The 618-nt window shown below is 41.3% G+C and carries 1 protein-coding gene; it reads left to right on the forward strand.

The window, feature by feature from the left end; genetic code table 11:
- On the forward strand, nt 1-235 hold a 235-nt coding region (locus I6E61_RS14235), incomplete at its 5' end, for a hypothetical protein (protein WP_227685984.1).
- Between the last annotated feature and the right edge of the window lie 383 nt (nt 236-618).

The raw sequence follows: 618 nt of genomic DNA on the forward strand, positions 1-618 counted from the left end.
CCATCCCAATTTTGCAAAATCATATTCATATATCATTGGGGCATTTCACCGAGCACTTGATGGGCGCATGTTTGGACATAAATTGCAAGAGAATGGGGGCAATGTGGCATGCCCCATTGCTTCAAAATGCATTATAGGCCTAGGGCCATCTCATACAAACCCCCAATTCAACCTAATCAAGCAAGAAAACAAACCAAAATTGCCCCATATATTTGAGCACATTCCCACAATTTAGAGCACCAAAAGGAGATCAAAATACACCAATGAAAAGCTAGAAAGCTTAGGGATGGAATACTTACTTGTTGGTGATGAATAAAAGCGCAAAACGGAATCAAAAAATGCGAAAAACAGTGACCCTAGGGCTGCAAACTCGTCAATCCCGTGGGTATGGCTTTTGAAAGGGGGGAAAAGAAGTTTTTGAATGTTAAAACGCCCCCCCTTTCGTCATTCTTATAATTTGGTGCAGGGGTGGCTCGCCCAGGCGAGCTAACCTGCAATTTCTTTTTTTTTGGGATGAAATAAGTAAGACTCCTAAGGGTCAGTGTTTTCTTACTCGAAACCCCTCAGGGTAGATTAGGCATCTAATACTTACTTTATAGACACAACAACAATAATTAC

This window comes from Psychrobacter sp. NZS113 (genome assembly GCF_015864825.1).
Lineage (GTDB): Bacteria > Pseudomonadota > Gammaproteobacteria > Pseudomonadales > Moraxellaceae > Psychrobacter.